The organism is Tahibacter soli, assembly GCF_025717065.2.
Classification (GTDB): Bacteria; Pseudomonadota; Gammaproteobacteria; order Xanthomonadales; family Rhodanobacteraceae; genus Tahibacter; species Tahibacter soli.
Map to the genome: position 1 here is coordinate 238,905 of NZ_JAOVZO020000018.1, position 21,631 is coordinate 260,535.

A 21,631-nucleotide genomic window follows, 5' to 3' on the forward strand; every position below is an offset into this window, starting at 1 on the left:
CTAACACGCGCGAGTGCGGCCCCGATTCAGGTGGCCCGCGTAGACTCGTCGCACGGCACCACGGAGATCGCAGATGCGGACTGCCGCATTGCGCCTAGCCGCCGCGACGCTCCTTCTCGCCGGCTGCGGCGCACAGGAACCGCCGGCCCCGCCGACCACGCCCACCGCCGCGACGCGCGCAGGCGACGTTTCCACGGTCGACCAGGCCAGCACCGAACGCTACCGCTACGACGTCAACTATCCCGCGCTCGCAGCACGCGATGCGACGCTGGCGGCGGCGTTGCGCGCGTACGGCGAACAGCGCAAGCGCGAGTTTCTCGCCGCCGCCGAAGGCGCGCCGCGCTCGGCCGATACCGAGTTCGTGCCGTGGGAGCTGCATCTGCGCTTCGACGTGCGCGCCGACACCGGCGACTTTCTCGCGATCGTCGCAACCGGCGAGGCGTACAGCGGCGGCGCCCACGGCAACCCGGTGATCGCCTCGTTCGTCCTGCATCGTGCCAGCGACCGCGTGGTGACGATGGCCGACCTCTTCGCCGACGCCGAGGAAGGCGAACGCGCGCTCGGCGACTACGCGCGGCGCGAACTCGTCGCGCGGCGCGCCGCGGCGCGTCCGCTCGACAATGCCGAACTGCGCTGGCTCAGGGACGGCACGGCGCCGCGGCCGGAAAACTACGCCGTGTTCGCGATCGACGGCGACGGCGCGCGGCCGGCGCGCGGCCTCGTGCTGATTTTTCCACCTTACCAAGTTGCGCCATATGCCGACGGAGCCGTCGAGGTGGCGGTGCCGGCGTCGGTATTTCGCGAATTGCTGAGGCCGGCGTTTCGCGGGGCGTTCGAGAAGGCGACGCAATGACGCCGCTCCCTCTCCTCAAGCTGCGCTCGTGAGAGAGGGGCGGCGCATCGTTGCGCCAGGCGCCGGGTTTTCACCGGACGTCGCTCGCTGAAGGCTGTTTCGAAAATCCGGCGTCGAGGAGGATCCCGGCGTCGCCCCCTCGCCCTGCCCTCTCCCCCAGGACGCGGGGCGTTCCGGGGGAGGGTTCTACTGCAGCCGCACCCGATCGATCGCCCAGAGCGTTTCCGGCCCCGGCCGCGTGAAGCGGAAACACAAGTCGTGCCGGCCGGTGGCCTTCGGCAGTTCGCCCCCGAGCACGGTCACGCCGGGGTTCGCTTTCGCCGCGGTCAGCGGAATCGTCGTCCACGGCGCGCCGTCGCAGCCGTCGAGCCGGATTTCGAGTTCGCCGTCGGGATTGGCCGGCTTGCGCACGACGACATTCTTGATGTCTCGCCACAACTGGAAATTGTACGGGAGGTTGCCGACCTCGGCCGCGATGCGCTCGATGCCGTCGAGCGATGCTTGCGGCCAGATCCAGCACGCATCGAAGATGTCGACGGTGTACATCGCGCGCGGCCCGGCGAGCGGCGCGTCGTCTTCCAGGCGCAGGATCAGTCCGTTGTCGCGGCAAGGCTTGAGGTCGGCGCTGCTGCGCAGGCGCTGCGACGCGGCGTCGAGGGCGATCGGCGGCGCCTCGCTCATGCGCACGCCGTCGACGAACGCGGCGGCGCGCATCGCGGTTGCCGCACCCGCGTCGAACGGCGCCGTGTACGCCGTCGACTGAGCGGTCGGTTCGCCGCCGTCGAGCGTGTAGCGGATCTGCGCGGATTTCACCTGGGCGGCGAGCGTCACCTTGCCGGCATCGACCGACGCCTGCACGCGAAACGCGCTGTCGGCGTAGCCGATGCCGAGCGCGCGATAGCGCGCGAACTGCGCCGGCAGGCGATTGACGAACCCGTTCCAGTCGCGCGCGCCGGCCGGCGACCAGTCGACTTCGGCGATCGCCGCGAGACGCGGATACACCGCGTGTTCGACCATCGCCTCGGTACGCATGTGCTCCGTCCACAAGTTAACCTGTGCGCCCAGTACGTGACGCGCCTGTTCCGGCGTCAGTTCCGCCGGCGTCGGCTCGAAGCCGTACAGGCTTTCGATCGTCACGAGCGCGTCGAGCCGCGCGGCCGGCTCGTCGCCGGCAAGGCTCTGCAGGTTGTTGATGTACAGCTGCGGCGCGGGCGACAGAACGACGTCGTGCCCCTTGTGCGCGGCCTCGATCGCGCCGTTCGTGCCGCGCCACGACATGACGGTCGCTTCGGCCGGCAGCTTGCTTTCGAGTATCTCGTCCCAGCCGATCAGCTTGCGCTGGCGCTTTTCGAGCATCGCCTCGAGCCGTTCGAGAAACCAGCCCTGCAGGGCGGTTTCGTCCTTGACGCCGAGCGCCTTCATGCGCGCCTGCACGGCCGCCGACGCCTGCCAGCGATCCTTCACCGCCTCGTCGCCGCCGACGTGCAAGTAACGGCCCGGGAACAGCGGAACGACTTCGTCGAGCACGTCCTCAATGAATGCAAACGTGGAATCTTCAACATTGAGCAGATACGTGTGCACGCCCCAGTCGACCGAAACGCCGGGCGCATCGCCCGTGCCGAGTTCCGGGTACGCCGCGATCGCGGCCTGCGCGTGGCCGGGCATGTCGATCTCGGGCACGATCTCGACGTGCCGCTGCGCGGCGTAGCGCACGACGTCGCGAATCTCGTCCTGCGTGTAGTAGCCGCCGTAGACGCGCGGCTTGCCGGTTGCCGGATCGATGTCGGCCGCGGCGGCGGGGCCCGGCGGCACGCGCCAGGCGCCGACGTCGGTCAGCTTCGGATACTTTTTGATTTGGATACGCCAGCCCTGATCGTCGGTCAGATGCCAGTGCAGCACGTTGAGCTTGTGCAGCGCCATCGCGTCGATCGTGCGCTTGATGAAGTCCGGCGACTGGAAATGGCGCGCCGAATCGAGCATCAGACCGCGCCACGCATAGCGCGGCTGGTCCTGGATCGACAGTGCCGGCAACGCGACAGCGTCGCCGCGGCGCGCGTCGCTCGTGGCGAGCTGCCACAGGCTCACGCCGCCGTAGAACAGGCCGCGCGCGGTGCGCGCGGTGATCTTCGCGCCGCTGTCGGCGACGTCGATCGTATAGCTTTCGTCGCCTTCGCCGGCGGCGTTCGCGTCGAGCGCGAACGTGATCGCGCCGCTCGCGGGCGCGTCGGCGAGCTTGAGCGCGAGGCCGCGCGTGCGTGCGAGCGTGTCGACGAAATACGCCGCTGCGGCTTTCGCCTCGGGCGATGCGGCGATCACCGGCGTTGCGGCGTCGACGCGGAAAACGCCGCTGCGCACGTCCAGGCGCAACGGCTGCGGAATCAGTGACGGTACTATCGTGGCCTGCGGCGGCGCGGGCGCGGGCGCCGGCTGCCGCGAACACCCGGCGACACACGCGATGACAAGTACGGCGAATGCGGGCGCGAACTTCATGATGACCTCGGTCGGAACGACATGCCGGATCGACTCTAACCTCAAAAAAGAGGCCGGGAATCCCGTTCCCGGCCTGCAAGCTTCACCACGTTGGAGTCGTCTGTCTTTCGGTCTTTCTTCTCTTTGCGCCGGCATGACCGGCGCGGGCGCAAGGTTTCCGTCGCGCGCGATCAGAAGTTCGCGCGCAGGGTCAGCATGTAGCGGCGGCCGGTCGAGTACTGGCCGGCGAGATAGTCCTTCGTACCGAGGTACTGGAAGTACTTCTCGTCGATCAGGTTGCTGCCGTCGAACGAGAGCGACAGATTCGGCGTGAACGCGTACGACACGCTCGCGGCGACGTCGGTGTAGTCGTCGACGCTCGCCGGCGCGGCGCCGGCGACGTAGCCGCCCGCGAGGTAGTTGCTGCGGTAGTTGTACGTGATGCGCGCGGTCCAGTTGTCCTTCTCGTAGTACGGGCTGATCGAGATCGAATCCTTCGACTGGTACGGCATCGCGTTGCCCTGGCTCGTTTCGCCATCGGCGTACGTGTAGTTCGCCTGGATGCCGAAGCCGGTGTCGCCGAACGGCTGCTGGAAGTTGACCGTGAAGCCCTTGATCTTCGCCGAGCCCGCGTTGTACGGACGCGAAACGCTGTAGTCGCAGAAGCCGTCCGCGGCGCAGCCGTTGAAGCCGATCATGCCGGCCCACTGGTCCGGGTTGTTGTCGCGGATCGAGTTGTACTGGCGTTCGATGCGCGCGACGCGGTCGATGTAGTTGAGCATGTGCTTGTGGAACACGCCGAACGCGAGCACCGACTGCTCGGCGAAGTACCACTCGACCGTCGCGTTGAAGTTGATGGCTTCGTACGGCTTGAGGTCGGCGTTGCCGCCGGCGCCGGTCAGCGTCGAGTCGTTGAGGAACGTGTTGTTGACCATCTGGTTGTACGGCGCCCAGGCGATCATCTGCGCGCCGGTCAGACGCAGCACGATGTCGTCGGCGGCGTCGTACGCGATGTTGAACGACGGCAGCGGCTTGTTGTACTTGGTCGACTTGGTCTGCCACCACGAAGCCGGCGCCGGCAGCACCGGCGCGGCGCCGCCGGGGTTGTAGCCGGTCGCGTCGGTCGTCGTGTCGACGTAGCGCACGCCGAAGTTGCCGTGCAGGCCGTTGTCGGACGCGAAGTTCAGCTGCGCGTAGAACGCGTCGGTTTCCTGCTCGAGCGCCCAGGTGTTGTTGATCGTCGAGCCCGGATCGGGGTGCGCGTAGTCGAGCGGACTGTTGCGTACCCAGCGCACGACGTTGTCGCGACCGACGTACAGGTGCCCGCCGTGACCCGGCGAGAAGCCGTTGAACGCGCCCATCGTGTCGGCGTAGCCGATCGTGCCGACGTCCGCGAGCGAGCCCAGGCGCACGCCGCCGACCACGGTCAGGCCGTAGGCTTCTTCGTGCTTGGTGTAGCGGTAGCCGAACAGCAGCTGGTTGAACACGCTGTCGAAGCTGCGCGAGAAGTCGAGCTGATAGTACGTGTCCTTGCCTTCCGACGAGAACGCGCCGCGGTTGCCCATCCAGCCGGCGTCGCGCCAGTTCGCCGGATTGCGTGCGGCGGTCGGATCGTCGAACGTCACGCCGCGATGCGTATCCCAGCTGAAGCCGCCCTGGTAGACCGGTTCGATGAACCACTGCGCGATGTCCGGGTTTTCCGACTTCGAGCGGCCGGCCTGCCCGCCGACGGTCCACGTCTCGCCGCTGTACTGCACGTTGAGGTCGAGGCCCTTGGTCGTAACTTCCGATTCGCGCGCCTGGTTGTCGTAGATCACCGCGCCGCCGTTGGCCGACGAATGACCGCTCTGCGCGACGCCGCCGCGCACGTTGCCGAGCTGGTCGACCGCGCCGACCGTCGCCGGCGTCCACGTCGTGAAGCTGTAGACCGACTGGTTGTAATTGTCGAAATTTTCCTTGATGTACAGCGCCGACAGGTTCGCTTCGATGCGATCGGTCGGCTTGAACTGCAGGTTCACCGCGGCGCTGTCGCGCTCGCGCTTCTGCTGGAACCACGCGGCGTTGACCGAGTTCGGCACCATCACGTTGCCGGCGACGCCGGTCGCGTTGGTGAACGTCGAAGCCGGCACGTAGCCGAAGATTTCGATGCCCTGGCGGTCGACCTGCTCTTCGTAGTGCTGCGCGGCGACCGTGATGCCGAAGGTTTCGGCCGCGTTCTTCGTGCTGAACAGCAGCGAGGCGTTCGGCTTGCCTTCCGACGCCTGGTCGCTGTAGCTGTAGCCGATCGAGCCGGAGATCGAACCGGCTTCGAGATCGAGCGGCTTGCGCGTGTGCATGAAGATCGTGCCGCCGATCGAACCTTCCGGCAGACGCGCTTCGGGCGACTTGTAGATTTCCAGGCGGCCGAGGATTTCCGGCGCGATCAGCGTGTAGTCGAAGCCGCGGTTCGGCTGCTCGCCGTACAGCCAGATCGACTGGGCGACCGGATGGCCGTCGAGGAACGAAAGATTGAGGCTCGGATCGGTGCCGTCGATGCTGACGCGCTCGCCCTGGCCGAAGCGGCGGTCGATCGTGACGCCCGGCACCGTGATCATCGCCTCGGCGACGTTCGTGTTCGGGAATTTGCCGATGTCTTCGGCGGTGATCGCCTCGACCACGGCTTCGGCTTCGCGCTTGGTGTCGAGCGACGCCTTCAGGCTCTGCCGGATGCCCTTGACGACGACCTCTTCGAGTTCCTGCGTGCTGCGGTTGTCGCCGGACGACTGCGCCTCAGTCTCGGCTGCGGCCGTCGTTTCGGCCTGAGCGACCCCGTAGAAGCCGAGCGCCGCGACGATACTGACCGCCAGTATTTTCTTGCGATGGATCATGGGTGTTCCCCTTCCCTACCGTGAGTGGGTGTCGCTTTAGTCGCTGCGCGCGCAACGCCGATCGACGGGCCTCTTTCTGTTTGTCGCAACGGTCCTGTTACCTGCCTTCTTCCATACCCTGGCACTGCGCGCGCAGCGCCGTTGATCGCGGTCCCGCGTTACCCGTCGTTCTGGGTGTCGAGGAACCAGGTCGCCGCGCCGATCACGCCGAGCTGGCCGTGTTCGATCAGGCTGACGGGAATGCGTTCGAGCACCGCGCGCATCGCCCCCTTGGCGAGAAAGCGCGCGCTGAAATTCGACGTGACCAGAAACTGCCGGATCTGCGGCAGGATGCCGCCGGCCAGGTGCACGCCGCCGCGCGCGCCGCAGACGAGCGCCATATCGCCGACGACCGCGCCGAGCCACGCGCAGAACACGTTCAGCGCTTCGAGCGCGAGGGCGTCGTGCGCATTGAGCGCCGCTTCGGTGATCGCCGCCGGCGCGCGCAGTTCGGGCGTCGTGCCGCGGATGTCACAAAGCGCATTGTAGAGGTTTACCAGACCGGGCCCGGACAGCACGGCCTCGTTCGACACGTGGCTGTCGCGCCGCATCAGCACGCGCAGGATCTCGATCTCGATCTCGTTGCCCGGCGCGAGCGACGCCTGACCGGCTTCGGTAGCGAGGATGGTCGGGTGAGGTCCGCCGGCGATGCGCACCGCGGCGCCGAGACCGGTGCCGGGGCCGACGATCAGCGTGGGGCCGTTCGCCGCTTCGTCGGCATGGCCGGCGAGCAGCACGGTTTCGTTCGCGCGCAGGTAGTGCGTCGCGTATGCCACCGCTTCGAAATCGTTGACGAGGCGCACGCGCTCGACGCCGAGCTCGGCGCCGATCGCCGACATCGACACGGCCCACGGCAGGTTCTTGTTGACGAGCGTGTCGCCGACGGCGATGCCGGCGCAGGCGATCGCGATGCGGTCGACGCGCACGTCGCCGATCGAACGCAGAAAACGGGCGAGCAGGGAGGCGAGATCCGGAAAGTCGGCGCACACGTACTTGTCGTACTGCTCCACGCGCACGGCCGAGGAGTTCGCGCTTTCGGCGCGGACGAGGCCGATGCGCGCGTGCGTGCCGCCGACGTCCGCAGCGATGAACGGCGCCATGGCGGCCGTCCGCGCTCCGGCGAATCGTTGACTGGCTGGTTGGGCCACGCCTTCCTCCCCTGTCGGTATACGCGTTGTCTTTGCGACATTCCCCCAAGCGGCGCCGAGTGTGGTAGCGCGTGACAACGTTGTCAACTGCCTGTCATGCATGACCGGAGGCACCCGCCCACGACCGATCTGAGGCCGACCCAATGCGCACAACGGGTTGCGCCGCATTGGCACGAAACCCGCTTAGACGCTCGCTTTTCTCGCCTGATCCGCCGGCGGCGGCCCGACTGCGCAAAGCCGTTCCGGATCGCTGCAGTGCAGCATTCGCGGCAGGTGCAAAACGCGCGCGCCGCGCGCAAGATATGACAACGTTGCTAGTCTCGATGCCTCGCCGTGTGCACGGCGCGACGGCACGGACGAGCCGGCGGGCGCTCGGGAAGGCGACCGCACCATTCCAACCGGCATTCGGGAGCGAGGGCATGACGAGCGTTACCACGGGCGACAGCTACAAGAGTTCGGTCGCCACCATCGGCGTACTGTTCTTTATTTTTGGATTCGTCACCTGGCTCAACGGCCCGCTGATCGCGTTCGTCAAGCTCGCGTTCGACCTCGACACCGACGCCAAGGCGTTTCTCGTCACGATGGCGTTCTACATGGCGTACTTCTTTCTTGCGCTGCCGTCGTCGTGGATCCTCGTACGCACCGGCATGAAGCGCGGCATGGCGATCGGCCTCGGCGTGATGGCCGTCGGCACCGTCGTGTTCGGCACGTTCGCCACCGCGCGCAACTATCCGGTCTGCCTCGCCGGCCTGTTCGTGATCGGCTCCGGCCTGTCGCTGCTGCAAACGGCGTCGAATCCGTATATCAGCATTCTCGGTCCGATCGAAAGCGCCGCTGCGCGCATCAGCGTGATGGGCATCTGCAACAAGCTCGCCGGCATCCTGAGCCCCATCGTGTTCGGCATGCTCGTGATGAAGGACGTCGACCATTTCGAGAGCCGCGTGGCCGCCGCCGCGACGCCCGAAATCCGCAACGAGCTGTTGAACCAATTCGCCGCCGCGGTGTATTGGCCGTACATGGCGATGGCCGCGCTGCTGGTCGGGCTCGCGTTCTGGATCGTCAAGTCGCCGCTGCCGGAAGTGCGCGCGGCGGAGGCGAACGCGTCGAGCGACGGCGGCAAAAAAGGCAGCATCTTCCAGTTCCCGCATTTGTGGCTTGGCGTGCTTTGCCTGTTCCTCTACGTCGGCGTGGAGGTGCTCGCCGGCGACGCGATCGGCACCTACGGCAAGGGCTTCGGCCTGCCGACGAGCCAGACGGCGTATTTCCCGAGCTTCACGCTGACCGGCATGCTGATCGGCTACGTCGTCGGCCTGTTCGCGATTCCGAAGTACCTGTCGCAGGAGCGGGGTCTGGCGATATCGGCCGTGCTCGGCATCGTGTTCTGCGTGCTCGCGTACGTGACGAAGGGCTACGTCTCGGTCGCGTTCATCGCGGCGCTCGGGCTCGCCAACGCGCTGATGTGGCCGGCGATCTTCCCGCTCGCGATCGCAGGGCTCGGCCGCTTCACCGAAACCGGGTCGGCGCTTCTCATCATGGGCATCGCCGGCGGCGCGCTGATTCCGAGCCTGTTCGCGCGGCTGAAAGACCACTACGACTTCCAACTGGTGTTTCTGGCGATCGCGGCACCCTGTTATTTGTATATTTTGTTCTACGCACTCAAGGGCTACGCGGCCGGCCGGCGCGCCGCCGCGACGGGCGCGGCGGCGCTGGCTTCGTAGCGATGCCGCGCAAGTCGGGCGCCGGCGCTGGCCGCGCGCCCGTTTTGGCTTCACAATGCCCGCGCCGGACGACGCTCCGGCGCCAAGAATCCGCCTTCGCAAGGTTTGAAGGATGCGCAGTCCGACGATCAAAGACGTCGCCGAACGTTCACAGGTTTCGCTGAAAACCGTCTCCCGCGTCATCAACAACGAAACGACCGTGCGCGAGGGCACCCGCAACAAGGTGCTGCGTGCGATCGCCGAACTCGGCTATCAGCCGGACCTGTCCGCGCGCAGCCTGCGCAGCGCGCGGTCGTACGCGCTCGGCCTCGTCTACGACAACCCGAACCCGTACTACGTGATCGCGGTGCAGAGCGGCGTGCTGTCGGTGTGCCGCGAGAGCGGCTACGGCCTGCAGATCCACCCGTGCAATTCGAATTCGCCGAACCTCGCCGAGGAACTGGTGCAGCTCGCGCGTCACTCGCGGCTGGCCGGGCTCGTGCTCGCGCCGCCGATGTCCGAACGCATGGAGCTGATCCGGCACCTGACCGACCAGGGCATCCGCTTCGTGCGCATCATCTCGGCGGCCGAAGACCCGAAGGACGGCTACCCGTGCGTGTTCGTCGACGACCGCGACGCGGCGTACGACATCACCAAGCACCTGATCCAGCTCGGCCACCAGCGCATCGGCTTCCTCTGGGGCGGCGAGGCGCACCGGTCGAGTCCGGAGCGTTTTCGCGGCTACGAAAGCGCGCTCAAGGACTACGGCATCGCGCTCGACAAGAAACTGATCATCCACGGCGACTACAGCTTCGACGACGGTTTCCGCGGGGCGCGGCGCCTGTTCGCGCTGAAAGAGCGTCCGACCGCGATCTTCGGCTCGAACGACGAGATCGCCGCAGGCGTGCTCGCCGCGGCGAAGTCGTCGGGCCTGGAGGTGCCGTACGACCTCTCGATCGCGGGCTTCGAAGACAGCCCGTTCTCCAAGCAGTCGTGGCCGACGCTCACGACGGCCAAGCAGGCGACCGAAGAAATCGCCCGCCACGCGACGCAACTGCTCATCTCCACGCTCGACGAGGACGACGACGCCGACCGGCGCACGGTCGTGTCGAACAAGGGCTTCAGTCCGCAGCTCGTGATTCGCGGATCGACCGGGCCGGTGCGCGCCGGAAACTGATCGTCGATCAACCCCGCGCGCGGGCCGGCAACGTATTGAACCACGGCAAGTCCCCTCAACAACGAAGGAGAAAGCCGTGGCGACATTTCCGCGTATCGACCGACCCTGCCCGCTGACCTGGAACGCGCTGCCCGACGCCGGCGGCGCCGACTGCGCGCCGTGCGGCAAGCGTGTGCACAACTTGAACGCGATGAGCGACACCGAGCGCGCGGCGTTTCTCGCGCGCGGCGACGGCTCGGTCTGCGTCGCCTACAGCGTGAAGCGCCGCGTGCCGCCGGCCGTCGCGACGTGGCTGATGGCCGCCGCCGTCGGCACGTTCGCCGGCGTCGCATCGGCCGAAGCGACGCTGCCGCCGATGCCGATCGCATCGGCGATCGCCGGCGCGGTCGACGGCGACAAGGGCGACACGCTGCTCGAACCGATCCTGATGGTCGGGGCGGTCATCGATCCGGCGAAAGCCGAGAAGGTCGACGACGCCGACGCACCGCCGGAACTGCCGGTGGTCGTCGACGACGCCGGATCGCCGTAACGCGTGGCTCAGCGCGCGGCGGGTGTCCTGTCCGGTTAGTTGCTTGAAGATCTCGCGCGCGGATTTGGCCGCGAATCTAGGCGCGCCGACGAGTCGTACTGGTAGTACGGCGAGGAGGCGCAACGACGAGTCGCGGCCAAAGACGCCGCGAGAATTCATGCGAACTAATCGGACAGGACACTACTTGCGCGCTGGGCGACTTGCGCAATTGAACGAATCTGCAGTTTCGCAAGACGTCCCATCGCCGCCGCGAACGCGGCGCGATCGCCCTGCCCGACGACCAGCGCGACGTGCGTCGCGTCGAATCCCGCGGTCGCCGCGTCGAAGCTGACCCAACGACCGCCGATCAGCGCCTGCGTCCACGCATGCGGCACGAACACGTCGCCGCGGCCGGCATAACGCTGGCTGTAGACCATGCCGCCGGCGACGCGCGTCGGAATGCCGGCCGCGCGGCCGAGTGCGGCGAGATACAGCGCATAGGCGACGCAGTCGCCCTGGCCGCTGCGCGCGGTCGCAAGTGCCGAGCCCGCGCCGAGAAAGCCGTTGATGCCGACGAGATGCCGGCGCGCGTAGTCCTCCAGTGCGAGCATGTGCCTGCGCGGATCGGCGACCGCGCCGACCGTGCGCACCGCGTCGGCGAATTCCCGCGCATCGCTCTCGATGCGCGCGTTCGGCGCGCGCGTTTCGGTCGGCGCGACGTCGATGCGCGGCTCGTCGCCGCAGGTCGCGCAAATGTCGATCGACACCGTGTCGCCGTTCGCGCGTACACGCTGCTCGCCGGTCGACGGCACGTCGAACGCGCCGTCGGTATGCGCGAGCACATAGCGGATGCGCTGCGACTGCGCGGACGGCGGTATTCGGTACGGCGAGCGCACGAACAGGCGCTTGATGAAGTCGACCGAGCGGTTCGGCGCGAGAGCGACATCGCGCGTGGCGGCAACGAGATCGAGCGCGACGCCGGCGACGCGCATCTCCACACGCAGCGGCCGCAGACCGTCGTCGAGCCAGCTCGTCGTCGTGGAGACTTTGTCGCCCTTGCGCGTCGTGCGCACGACTTGCGTCGCGACGACGCCGACCCCGCCGACATCGATCGCGCGCCGCTCGCCGATGCGCAATTCGACCGGGACGGCCGCGTCGTCGTTCGTGTCGAAGCCGGTCAGCGCCAGCGTGCGTCCCGGCTGCGCGATCGCGTCGTGGAGCAGCGCGGCTTCGGCCAGCGGCCAGGTCACGCCGGACGGCAGCGCGACACGCTCGCGGCGCACGATGCCCTGCTCGTCGATGTCGAGCGCGATTGCGCCGCCATCGACGGTCGCGGTCTTGCCGCGCGTCACGTCGTGCGTGCGCAGCGCGAACGCGTAGGCGAGCGGCGCGCCGTCGACGCCCGATTCGAAGCGCTGTTCCAGCACGAGGCGATTCGCGCGGTCGGCGCCCTGCAATTCGATTTCGACGCGCGTCGTGTCGATCGTGCGGCCGTCGGCGATGTCGCGCCGCATCTGCGCATGGCCGGCCTTGTCGCCGTCGATCAACACCGCGAACCATTGCGGTTCGGCCGAAGCCGACGCCGCGCACAAGAACAGCAACCCACCGCAATAACGCGCGAGCATCGGACGCCCCTTTCGATCGACGATGACGTCTGCAACGCGCGGGCGCGGGAAACGGGTTAGCGGGGCGTCAGCGTGTGGCGTTCTGCGGCTCGATCGCGGCCGGTTTTTCGCGGATTTCGTGGCCTGCAACAGACGAATCGGAAGAGGGATCGCGAAGGACTGGTCGTGGAGGACGCCGCTGCGGAGCGAAGCCAATAGCACAAGCTATTGGCTGAGTGAGCAGCAAGTCCTGCGCGGCCAGGACGAGCGAGCTACTTTCGATTTGTCTGTTGCAGGCCACCAGTAGCCGAACGTGTCGGCCAGGAGTTTCATGCCGCCATAGCGCGAGACGTAGACGAGAACGACGAGCAGCGTGGTGACGGCGATCGCCAGCAGGTTCGCGACGAGGTTTTCGCCGACCGCGCGCCACCACGATTTCGCTTCCTTGAGCTGGCGGACGAGTTCGGCGTCCATTGCCGCTCGCGCCTGTTGCAGCGTGACGCCGAGCGAAGTCTCGCACAGGGTCTCAAGCGCGCTCTCGGCTTCGACGCGATACGCGTCAATGCGCGTCGGCAGGTTCGCCGCGTGGATGAACGCATCGAGTTCGCTCGGCGTCGTCTCGCGGTCATGGCGCTCGCGCATCGATACGCAGAAGTTCAATTTGTCGCGTTTGTACAGCGCATACGCGACGTGGCCGACCATGTCGTCCTTGTCCTGCACGAACGTGGCATACGTCCGGTGCGCGACCGGACCGCCGGAAGCCTGGATCGCGCGCTGCGCGTCCATCACCGGATTTGGCGTCGGCTACTTGCTGCGCGATCTTGACAGCGAGCGCATCGCGATCACGCCGGCCCGCGCGATTTCTTCGCTCGTCAGGTGAAAGCGGCGGCCGGTCAGCTGCGTGTACAGATTGTTCGGAGGAATGCCCGCGATCAGGCGCGCATTCGCTTCGCGGATGACGTCGACGGTGATCAGTTCCTTGAGCGTGGCGCGGCGCATGGCGAGTTCCTTCGCGACAGTCGGTCGAGTACGACCGAGCGTCGCGAAAAATTTCCATACTCGCAAGCCCAAGAACATTCAGTCGACCCCGAGCTTGCCCGCGTGCGGCAGCACCTGCTGCGCGAGCTTCGTGTCGGCGCGGATCAGGCCCACTTCGTCGGCGAGGATGTGCGCGGCTTCGTCGAGCAGGATGTCCTTCTGGTCCTTCGCCTTCTTTTCGCGCTCGACCTGCGCCTTGATGCTGCGCTCGTCGGCCTGCAGGCCGTCGTCGGTCGCGGCGACCGCGTCGCTGGTGGCGGAGGCGGACTCGACTTCGCGTTCCACCTTGCTCTTGCCCGCGCCGGCGCCCTTCGTCGCTTCGATCGCCTTGGCCGCTTCGTTGCCCTGTACCGCTTCGTTCCCGGCGTCAGCCGCGAGCTTCTGCTTGTCCGCGTCGCGCGCCTTCTTCCGCGCCTCCTGGTCGTCGCGTTCCTTGCGCCGCACGTCCTCGTTCAGCGAGACGGTTTTCTCGTCGCGCAGACGCTTGATCTCGGCGAGGTCTTCGGTGAGGTACTGCCATTCCTTCGACTTCGCCACGCGCGCGTCGTGGCGCGACGCCAGCATCGGTACGAGCGGCTTGAGATCGGCCACGGCGCTGTATTTCGCCGGCGTGATCGAACTCCACGGCAGCGCGTTCTCGTAGCTCGATTCGCCGAATTCCTTGGCGTCGCCGCTGTCGGGGAACGCAAGATCGGGCGCCACGCCGCGCAGCTGCGTCGTGCCGCCGTTGATGCGGAAGAACTGCGCGATCGTCATCTTGAGTTCGCCGTATTTCGGCTTCTCGTTCTGCGCGACCTGATCGAGATCGACGAGGTTCTGCACCGTGCCCTTGCCGAACGTCGGCTCGCCGATGATCAGGCCGCGGCCGTAGTCCTGGATCGCCGCGGCGAAGATTTCCGACGCCGACGCCGAGCCGCGGTTGACGAGCACGGCGAGCGGGCCGTCCCACGACATGCCGGCGTTGCCGTCCTGTTCGGATTCGACGCGGCCCTGCGCGTTGCGCACCTGCACGACCGGGCCCTGGTCGATGAAGAGGCCGGTGAGTTCGGTCGCCTCGGTCAGCGAACCGCCGCCGTTGTTGCGCAGGTCGATCAGCACGCCGTCGACCTTGTCCTGCTTGAGCTCGCCCAGGAGCCGCGCGACGTCGCGCGTGGCGCTCTTGTAGTCGCGGTCGCCGCGGCGGCGCGCATCGAAGTCCTGGTAGAACGTCGGCAGCTGGATCACGCCGACGCGGCGCACGGCTTGCCCGTCCTTGACCTCGATCACCTGCTTCTTCGCCGCCTGCTCCTCGATGCTCACCTTCTTGCGCACGAGCGAGAGCTGCACGGGCTTGGCGTCGAGACCCGCGTCGGAAGGCAACACTTCCAGTCGTACCGTCGTATCTTTCTGGCCGCGGATCTTGTCGACGACGTCGTCCAGACGCCAGCCGATGACGTCGACGACTTGGCCGCCTTCGCCCTGGCCCACGCCGACGATCTTGTCGCCGACCTTGAGCTTGCCGGACAGCGCCGCCGGACCGCCCGGCACGATCTCGCGGATCGCCGTGTATTCGTCTTCGCGCTGCAGCACCGCGCCGATGCCCTCGAGCGACAGCTTCATCGCGATGTCGAAGTTTTCGCTCGCGCGCGGGCCGAGGTAGTTCGTATGCGGCTCGATCGCGGTCGCGTACGCGTTCATGAACGTCTGGAACACGTCTTCGCTGTTGATCTGCGCGACGCGATCCTCGAAGCCGGCGTAGCGCTTGTCGAGCGTCTTCCTGATGTCGTCGTCCTTCTTGCCGGCGAGCTTCAGGCGCAGCACGTCGTTCTTGACGCGCTTGCGCCACAGGTCGTCGAGCTCGGCGGTGTCTTTCGCCCACTGCGCCTTTTCGCGGTCGAACGCGTAGGTTTCCTGCGTGGTGAGATCGACCGGCGCCTGCAGCAGCTTGCGCGAATACGCGGTGCGTTCGGCGACGCGCTGCAGGTACAGGTTGAACACCGCGTAGGGCATCGTCAGGTCGCGGTTGTAGATCGCGTCGTCGAGCTGTTCGCGCGCGGCGACGAACTTGTCGACATCGGTTTTGACGAAGAACAGCTTGTCGGGGTCGAGCGACTTGAAATAGCCGTCGAACATGCGGACCGACATCGCGTCGTCGAGCGGCACGGCCTTGTAGTGGAAGCGCGTCAGGAAGCGCGACGCCCAGATGGCGGCTTCGGCCTGATCCTCGCCGGGCTTGAGCAGCGGGCCGCCCGCGACCGTACCTGCCGGCTTCGCGCCAACGGCGCCGGCGGCGATCAGAGCGAGGATGAGTAGCGTTTTCCGCATGACGTTCTCCGCAAAACTGTTGCTGCTTGGGCTCAGGCTACCTGCATCACGCCCGCCGCGTGTGCCATTTCGTCCGCATGATAGGACGAACGGACCATCGGTCCCGACGCGACGTGCTGGAAACCGAGCCGGTAACCGAGCTCTTCCAGCGATTTGAACTCGTCGGGCGTCCAGTAACGAATTACCGGATGATGGTGCGCGGTGGGTTGCAGGTACTGACCGATCGTGACCATGTCGACATCGTGCGCGCGCAAATCGTTCAATGCGCCTTCGACCTGTTCGTAGGTTTCGCCCAGCCCCAGCATGATGCCGGACTTCGTCGGCACCTCCGGATGCTGCGCCTTGAAGCGCTTCAGGAGGTCCAGCGACCAGTCGTAGTCGGCGCCGGGCCGCACTTCGCGATACAGCTCGCGGACGGTTTCGAGGTTGTGGTTGAACACGTCCGGCGGCGCCGCTTTGAGAATTTCCAGCGCGCGCTCCATGCGGCCCTTGCCGCGGAAGTCGGGCGTGAGGATCTCGATCTGGATGTTCGGGCTCTGCGCGCGCACCGCCGTGATGCAGTCGGCGAAGTGCTGGGCGCCGCCGTCGCGCAGGTCGTCGCGGTCGACCGACGTGATCACTACATAGCGAAGACTCATGTCGGCGATCGTGTCGGCGAGGTGCTTGGGCTCGTGCGGATCGGGCGGCTTGGGCCGGCCGTGCGCGACGTCGCAGAACGAGCAGCGGCGCGTGCAGACTTCGCCGAGGATCATGAAGGTCGCGGTGCCCTTGCCGAAGCACTCGTGGATGTTCGGGCACGAAGCTTCTTCGCAGACCGTGACGAGCCGGTTTTCGCGCAGCTTCGCCTTGAGCTTGGCCACCGCGTTGCCGGGCGGAATGCGCACGCGGATCCAGTCGGGTTTCTTCAGGCGCGGCGCGGCGTCGAATACGGCGCGGTTGCGCGCGATCTTGTCTTCGCCGAGCTGCTTTTCGCCGACGACGATGATGGGAATGGACTTGGTCGTTTCCATGGATTTCACGCGGGGGCGGCAACGCGCGGGGCGAGCGCCGGGAGTACGGGATCGGCCGGTTGCGCACGCAGACCGAGCTGAGCGCACAGATGGTCGATCAGCACGGATTCGAGCGCCGCCGGGCTCGACGGGCCGCCCAAGTCTAGCACCTGGGTTACCGCCAGACCCTCATAACCGCAAGGATTGATGCGGTGGAACGGTTCCAGATCCATCGCGGCGTTGAACGCGAGGCCGTGGAACGACGCGCCGCGCCGGATGCGCAAACCGAGCGCGGCCACCTTCGCCGCGCCGACGTACACGCCGGGTGCGCCGTCGCGGCGGGCCGCTACGATGTTCCAGTGGTCGAGCGTGTCGATGATGGCCTGCTCGATGCGGTGCACGAGCTCGCGCACGCCGAGGCCGGCGCGGCGCAGGTCGACGAGCGGATAGACGACGATCTGGCCGGGGCCGTGATACGTCACCTGGCCCCCGCGATCGACCGGAACGACCGGGATGTCGCCCGGCGCGAGCACGTGCTCGCGCTTGCCGGCCTGCCCGAGCGTGAACACCGGCTCGTGCTGCAGCGACCAGAATTCGTCGGCGGTCGCCTCGGTGCGCGCGTCGGTGAACGCCTGCATCGCGCGCCAGACCGGCTCGTAGGGGAGCACACCGGGAAACCGGCGGACCAGAACGGGGAGAGCGGCGGTTTCCACGGTCGCGCGGTCGGTTCCTTTCGCTACAGCGTCCAGCGAATATACGGGTTCGCGCGCAGCGCCGCGTGCGCGGCGTCGTATTTCTCGCGCGACGGGCAGGTGAAGCTGACCGACACGGACACGTAGTTGCCGCCGCTCGACGGCCGCGCCCGCGCGCTGCCGGCGAGCACCGACAGGCCGAGTTCCTCGAGTATTTCCGGCACCAGTCGGCCGAGGTCGGCCGCGGTATTGCCTACCGCGGTGATCTCGAACACGCCGGGAAACTGGAAGCCCTGTTGCGGCGATTCGGGTTGGATGTCGTCGAGATTGCGCATTGCGTCACTTCGTATTCGGTTGCGTCGACGGCTGTATCGCCTCGTCGCTCTTGAACCACAGCATGATGCCGTCGCCGAGGCGGCGGAAGAAGCCGCCTTCCGGCGCTTCGTCCATCACGATGACCGGCCGCTCGGCGATCGGCTTGCCGTCGAGGCTGATCTTGATCGTGCCGACCGCCTGGCCCTTCGTGAACGGGGCGACGAAGCGTCCCGGCACGTCCATGCTGGCCTTGAGGTCACCATAGCGCCCGCGCTGCACGGTGACCAGCAGATCCTGCGCGACGCCGAGCTTTATGGTGCTGCCCTCGCCCTTCCACAAGGTCGGCTCCGCGATCGGCTGGCCGGCCTGGTACAGCTTGTGCGTCTCGTAGAAGCGGAAGCCGTAGTTCATGAGCTCCTGCGTCATGTCGGCACGCGCCTTCTCGCCCTTGGTGCCCATGACGACCGTGATCAGGCGCTCGTCGCCGCGCTTGGCGGACGCGGCGAGGCAGAAGCCGGCGGCCGAGTGGTGGCCGGTCTTGATGCCGTCGACGCTGCCGTCGCGCCACAAGAGCGAATTGCGGTTGTGCTGCTTGATGCCGTTCCACTCGAACTCCTTGATCGCGTAGATCTTGTAGTCCTCGGGGTAGTCGCGGATCAGCGCGCGCGACAGGGTCGCGATGTCGTGCGCGGTCGTGTAGTGGTCGGGCGCCGACAGGCCGCTCGCGTTCGCGAAATGCGTGTCCTTCAGGCCCACGCGCTGGGCGTACTGGTTCATGAGTTCGGCGAAAGTCGCCTCGGAGCCGGCGATGTGCTCGGCCAGCGCGATGGCCGCGTCGTTGCCGGACTGCACGATCATGCCCATCAGCAGGTCGTGCAGCTTCACCTTCGAGTTGAGCGCGAGAAAGCTCGTCGAGCCGTCGGTGCCGGCGCCGCCGCCGCGCCACGCGTTTTCGCTGATGAACACGTCGTCGTCGGGCTTGACCTTGCCGCCGGCGAGCTCCGCCGAGACGACATACGACGTCATGATCTTCGTGATCGACGCCGGTTCGACGCGCTCGTCGGGATTGAGCGACGCGAGGATCTGCCCGGTTTCGTAGTCCATCAGCACCCACGATTTCGCGTCGAGCGTCGGCGGCGGCGGCACCGGCACATTGATCGGCGCGGCGACGGGTTTCGCCGGCGCGGGCGACGGTGCCGGGGTCTGCGCGGCGGCGTGGCCGGCGCAGGCGGTGAGGACGAGAGCGGCAAGCAGATTGCGAATGGGCGACATCATCAAGGGACTCAGGGTTGTGCGCGGCGTCCGGCCGTGCGGATGTTGTTCTGTTCTCGCCGCGATACGCGCCGGCGGTCGTGGCGGTGCATGGTCAATCGATCGCGACCCGGGCTTCGCCCAGGCCGAGACGGCGGATTTGGTCGGTCAGACGGTCGGCTTCGTCGGCATCGCGCAGCGGGCCGATGCGCACGCGCCGCACGCTGCGACCGTTCACTTCGGCCTCGACGACGCGCACGTCGCCGAGTCCCGCCTTGGCGACGGCATTGGCCGCGCGCTCGGCGTTGGCGGCTTCGCCGAACGCGCCGACCTGCAGATAGATGCGCGGCGACGCACCGTCGGCGGCGGGCTGCGGCGCCGGCGGCGGCATTTTCGCGCCCGCAGCGGGCCGCGGCGCGCGCGGCGCCGACGCGACCGTCACGGGCGGGCGCTCGGGCTCGGCTTCGCCGGGCTGCAGCGCGCGCACCTCGACGAGGCCGGTGCCCTTGGGCCACACGCCGATCTTCACGGCGGCGGCGTACGACAGGTCGATCAGGCGGTTGTCGTGGAACGGGCCGCGGTCGTTCACGCGCACCACCACGCTCTTGCCGTTTTCGAGGTTCGTCACGCGCGCCCAGCTCGGCAGCGGCAGGCTCTTGTGCGCAGCGGTGAATTTGTACATGTCGTACGGCTCGAAGCTCGACGTCATGTAGCCGTGAAACTTGTTGCCGTACCACGAGGAAATGCCGCGCTCGGCGTAGCCGCGCGACGAGGCGAGCACCTGGTAGCTCTGGCCGAGCACGGTGTACGGCGAACGGTTGCCGTAGCGCGACAGCGGCTCGGGAACCGGCACGGGCTCGGGTATCGTCGACACGTCGATCTTCTCGGAAGGTTCGCCGTCGTGACTTTGCCGGTAGCGTTCGGCCTGGGAGAGGCTGGTTTCTGGCGCGTTGCGGGCAGCCGGCGCGGACGCCTGCGACGCGGGCGGCGGCGCCGATCCGCGCTTGGTGCGCGCGCCGCCGCAGCCGGTCGCGACGAGCGCGAAGGCGACGAGGCACACGAACCGCGCTTTCACGGAGCGGGCTCCGCGGCCGGTTCGGCGACGCCCGCGGCGATCGCCTCGGAAAGCTGCATCACCGCCATCGCGTACAGCGAGCTCTTGTTGTAGCGCGTGATGACGTAGAAATTCTGGAACGTAATCCAATACTCGGGACCGAGTTCGGCTTCGAGCGTCACGAGGTTCGCCGGACGCTGCGGATCGAGGTGCACGAGCGGCGCGTAGCCCCACGACACGAGTTGTTCGACGGGGTAGATCGGCTCGACGCTGCCCGGCGCGATCGCGCGGCGATCCTGGGCCGGCTGCGCGCGCGTGGCGATGCTGCCGCCCTCCTCCCAGCCGTAGCCGCGAAAATAGTTCGCGACGCTCGCGACGACGTCGGGCGTCGAATTCCACAGGTCGATGCGGCCGTCGCCGTCGTAGTCGACCGCGAACTTCGCGATCGAGGTCGGCATGAACTGGCCCCAGCCCATCGCGCCCGCGTACGAGCCTTTCAGCTCGCCGATCGGATACGCCAGATGCTTGTCCTGCAGCAGGAACAGCTGCTTGAGTTCGCCGCGAAAGTATTTTTCCCGAGGTGGATAATGGAACGCGAGCGTGTACAGCGCGTCGAGCACGCGGTATTTGCCGGTGATCTTGCCGTAGCTCGTTTCCACGCCGATGATCGCGACGATGATTTCCGGCGCGACCTGGAATTCCTTCGCCGCGCGTTCTATCAATTCGCGGTTGTCGCGCCAGAACGCGATGCCCTCGTCGCGGCGCTTGTCGGTGATGAAGATCGGCCGGTAGGTTTTCCACGGCTTGGCTTCGGCCGGCTTCGTCATCGCATCGACGATGCTCTGCTGGAACTGCGCCGTCGCAAGCGTGTCGAGCACGGCTTGCGCATCGAGGCCGTTCTCGCGCGCGAGCTCGTCGGCGAACGCCTTTTCGGCGTCGGCGGTCGACGGGGTATCGGCGGCGGAAGACAAGCCCGGCACGAGCGCAAGGCTCGCCAAGAGACCGAACACACGAGAAAGCGCGGGCATCGAGAGCGTGGCACCGTACAGGGGAATCAATCGGGCGGTAGCCTAACACGCTCGATCGCCGACATAGCCGTCGGATTCGGCCCCCGTTCACGCTTTATGCGGGTCGATCGCTCAGCGCGTCAGCCGAAATGCGGCGGCTTTTTCCATCAGCGCCTTGATGTTGTCGCGCCAGCGCGCCGAGGCCGGCGGCTCGGGCGGCGGACCGTTCGACGGCTGGGCCTGCGGCCGGCGCAGGTCGCCGTCCTGCGCGTAGCGCAGCGCTTCGATCGCGAGCCGGTCCCAGCGCAGAAACTGCGACGCCGGCACGAGCACCCACGGGCTTTTGTCGGCGATCTGTCCGATCGGCGCCCAGGTGCCGGCACCCGGCAGCGCGAGCGCGTGCTCGCGGACGCGGCCCTGCAGACGAAACGCCATGCCGTTCGTCGCGTAGAACAGAAACGGCGTCGCGCCGAGCTGCACCGCGGGCTTGCCGTACAGGCTCACCGCGGCGGCCTCGTGCTCGCGCTGCAGGAACTCGCTGATCGTGTCGTAGCGTGTACGCGCGTTGGCCATCGCGGCGCCTCGTCGGAAACCAGGCCATGGTAGCGCGTTCGCGCGT

The 21,631-nt window shown here is 67.3% G+C and carries 18 protein-coding genes; 4 read left to right on the top strand and 14 right to left on the bottom strand.

Annotated elements, in window-relative coordinates; all coding sequences use genetic code 11:
• Positions 1-73 precede the first annotated feature (73 nt).
• Positions 74-853 (top strand): DUF3298 and DUF4163 domain-containing protein, encoded by a 780-nt coding sequence (locus OD750_RS14595; protein ID WP_263541416.1) that lies wholly within the window; start codon positions 74-76, stop codon positions 851-853.
• Between the two features lie 186 nt (positions 854-1,039).
• Here the strand turns inward: OD750_RS14595 and OD750_RS14600 are convergent, their stop codons facing one another.
• The 3 genes from OD750_RS14600 to glk all read right to left on the bottom strand — a co-directional run bounded on the left by OD750_RS14600 (position 1,040) and on the right by glk (position 7,478).
• Positions 1,040-3,343 carry a family 20 glycosylhydrolase gene (locus tag OD750_RS14600; protein WP_263541417.1) on the bottom strand — a complete coding sequence of 768 codons (2,304 nt, stop codon included), beginning with the start codon at positions 3,341-3,343 and terminating at the stop codon, positions 1,040-1,042.
• Between the two features lie 170 nt (positions 3,344-3,513).
• Complete coding sequence (locus tag OD750_RS14605) at positions 3,514-6,189, bottom strand: TonB-dependent receptor (RefSeq protein WP_263541418.1); 2,676 nt, start codon at positions 6,187-6,189, stop codon at positions 3,514-3,516.
• A gap of 158 nt (positions 6,190-6,347) precedes the next feature.
• A complete protein-coding gene (gene glk / locus OD750_RS14610) occupies positions 6,348-7,478 on the bottom strand; it encodes a glucokinase (protein ID WP_425508232.1) in 1,131 nt (376 codons plus the stop codon).
• 317 nt (positions 7,479-7,795) lie between these two features.
• On the opposite strand from glk, the gene OD750_RS14615 reads away from it, so the two are divergent.
• The 3 genes from OD750_RS14615 (at position 7,796) to OD750_RS14625 (ending at position 10,779) form a co-directional block, all read left to right on the top strand.
• On the top strand, positions 7,796-9,094 hold the full coding sequence (locus OD750_RS14615; RefSeq protein WP_263541420.1) for a sugar MFS transporter: 1,299 nt from the start codon (positions 7,796-7,798) through the stop codon (positions 9,092-9,094).
• A 112-nt stretch (positions 9,095-9,206) separates the two neighbouring features.
• Positions 9,207-10,250 carry a LacI family DNA-binding transcriptional regulator gene (locus tag OD750_RS14620; RefSeq protein ID WP_263541421.1) on the top strand — a complete coding sequence of 348 codons (1,044 nt, stop codon included), beginning with the start codon at positions 9,207-9,209 and terminating at the stop codon, positions 10,248-10,250.
• A gap of 76 nt (positions 10,251-10,326) precedes the next feature.
• Positions 10,327-10,779 carry a hypothetical protein gene (locus tag OD750_RS14625; RefSeq protein ID WP_263541422.1) on the top strand — a complete coding sequence of 151 codons (453 nt, stop codon included), beginning with the start codon at positions 10,327-10,329 and terminating at the stop codon, positions 10,777-10,779.
• Positions 10,780-10,943: 164 nt separating this feature from the next.
• On the opposite strand, the gene OD750_RS14630 is transcribed toward OD750_RS14625, so the two are convergent.
• The 11 genes from OD750_RS14630 to OD750_RS14680 form a co-directional block, all read right to left on the bottom strand.
• Positions 10,944-12,383, bottom strand: coding sequence for a transglutaminase-like domain-containing protein (locus tag OD750_RS14630; protein ID WP_263541423.1), 1,440 nt, complete (start codon positions 12,381-12,383; stop codon positions 10,944-10,946).
• Between the two features lie 204 nt (positions 12,384-12,587).
• On the bottom strand, positions 12,588-13,148 hold the full coding sequence (locus OD750_RS14635; RefSeq protein ID WP_263541424.1) for a hypothetical protein: 561 nt from the start codon (positions 13,146-13,148) through the stop codon (positions 12,588-12,590).
• A gap of 18 nt (positions 13,149-13,166) precedes the next feature.
• Positions 13,167-13,361: a hypothetical protein gene (locus OD750_RS14640; RefSeq protein WP_263541425.1), complete on the bottom strand. Its 195-nt coding sequence runs from the start codon at positions 13,359-13,361 to the stop codon at positions 13,167-13,169.
• Between the two features lie 78 nt (positions 13,362-13,439).
• Entirely contained in the window at positions 13,440-15,704 is a 2,265-nt protein-coding gene (locus OD750_RS14645) for a carboxy terminal-processing peptidase (protein WP_263541426.1), read from the bottom strand.
• Between the two features lie 32 nt (positions 15,705-15,736).
• A complete protein-coding gene (lipA, locus tag OD750_RS14650) occupies positions 15,737-16,714 on the bottom strand; it encodes a lipoyl synthase (protein ID WP_263541427.1) in 978 nt (325 codons plus the stop codon).
• A 5-nt stretch (positions 16,715-16,719) separates the two neighbouring features.
• Positions 16,720-17,442 carry a lipoyl(octanoyl) transferase LipB gene (lipB, locus tag OD750_RS14655; RefSeq protein ID WP_425508243.1) on the bottom strand — a complete coding sequence of 241 codons (723 nt, stop codon included), beginning with the start codon at positions 17,440-17,442 and terminating at the stop codon, positions 16,720-16,722.
• On the bottom strand, positions 17,430-17,720 hold the full coding sequence (locus tag OD750_RS14660; RefSeq protein WP_263541429.1) for a YbeD family protein: 291 nt from the start codon (positions 17,718-17,720) through the stop codon (positions 17,430-17,432). The genes lipB and OD750_RS14660 overlap by 13 nt, the downstream gene beginning before the upstream one ends.
• A gap of 4 nt (positions 17,721-17,724) precedes the next feature.
• A complete protein-coding gene (locus OD750_RS14665) occupies positions 17,725-18,972 on the bottom strand; it encodes a D-alanyl-D-alanine carboxypeptidase family protein (RefSeq protein WP_263542102.1) in 1,248 nt (415 codons plus the stop codon).
• Between the two features lie 94 nt (positions 18,973-19,066).
• Positions 19,067-20,026 (bottom strand): septal ring lytic transglycosylase RlpA family protein, encoded by a 960-nt coding sequence (locus OD750_RS14670; protein ID WP_263541430.1) that lies wholly within the window; start codon positions 20,024-20,026, stop codon positions 19,067-19,069.
• Positions 20,023-21,015 (bottom strand): lytic murein transglycosylase B, encoded by a 993-nt coding sequence (mltB, locus tag OD750_RS14675; protein ID WP_272841991.1) that lies wholly within the window; start codon positions 21,013-21,015, stop codon positions 20,023-20,025. Before mltB ends, OD750_RS14670 begins: the two co-directional genes overlap by 4 nt.
• Positions 21,016-21,144: 129 nt before the next feature.
• On the bottom strand, positions 21,145-21,585 hold the full coding sequence (locus OD750_RS14680) for a hypothetical protein (protein ID WP_263541432.1): 441 nt from the start codon (positions 21,583-21,585) through the stop codon (positions 21,145-21,147).
• Between the last annotated feature and the right edge of the window lie 46 nt (positions 21,586-21,631).

Coding starts and splice junctions, on each gene's coding strand:
- OD750_RS14595 (WP_263541416.1), top strand. CDS start 74: ATGCGGACTGCCGCATTGCGCCTAGCCGCCGCGACGCTCCTTCTCGCC.
- OD750_RS14600 (WP_263541417.1), bottom strand. CDS start 3,343: ATGAAGTTCGCGCCCGCATTCGCCGTACTTGTCATCGCGTGTGTCGCC.
- OD750_RS14605 (WP_263541418.1), bottom strand. CDS start 6,189: ATGATCCATCGCAAGAAAATACTGGCGGTCAGTATCGTCGCGGCGCTC.
- glk (WP_425508232.1), bottom strand. CDS start 7,478: ATGCATGACAGGCAGTTGACAACGTTGTCACGCGCTACCACACTCGGC.
- OD750_RS14615 (WP_263541420.1), top strand. CDS start 7,796: ATGACGAGCGTTACCACGGGCGACAGCTACAAGAGTTCGGTCGCCACC.
- OD750_RS14620 (WP_263541421.1), top strand. CDS start 9,207: ATGCGCAGTCCGACGATCAAAGACGTCGCCGAACGTTCACAGGTTTCG.
- OD750_RS14630 (WP_263541423.1), bottom strand. CDS start 12,383: ATGCTCGCGCGTTATTGCGGTGGGTTGCTGTTCTTGTGCGCGGCGTCG.
- OD750_RS14635 (WP_263541424.1), bottom strand. CDS start 13,148: ATGGACGCGCAGCGCGCGATCCAGGCTTCCGGCGGTCCGGTCGCGCAC.
- OD750_RS14640 (WP_263541425.1), bottom strand. CDS start 13,361: ATGCGCCGCGCCACGCTCAAGGAACTGATCACCGTCGACGTCATCCGC.
- OD750_RS14645 (WP_263541426.1), bottom strand. CDS start 15,704: ATGCGGAAAACGCTACTCATCCTCGCTCTGATCGCCGCCGGCGCCGTT.
- lipA (WP_263541427.1), bottom strand. CDS start 16,714: ATGGAAACGACCAAGTCCATTCCCATCATCGTCGTCGGCGAAAAGCAG.
- OD750_RS14660 (WP_263541429.1), bottom strand. CDS start 17,720: ATGCGCAATCTCGACGACATCCAACCCGAATCGCCGCAACAGGGCTTC.
- OD750_RS14665 (WP_263542102.1), bottom strand. CDS start 18,972: ATGTCGCCCATTCGCAATCTGCTTGCCGCTCTCGTCCTCACCGCCTGC.
- OD750_RS14680 (WP_263541432.1), bottom strand. CDS start 21,585: ATGGCCAACGCGCGTACACGCTACGACACGATCAGCGAGTTCCTGCAG.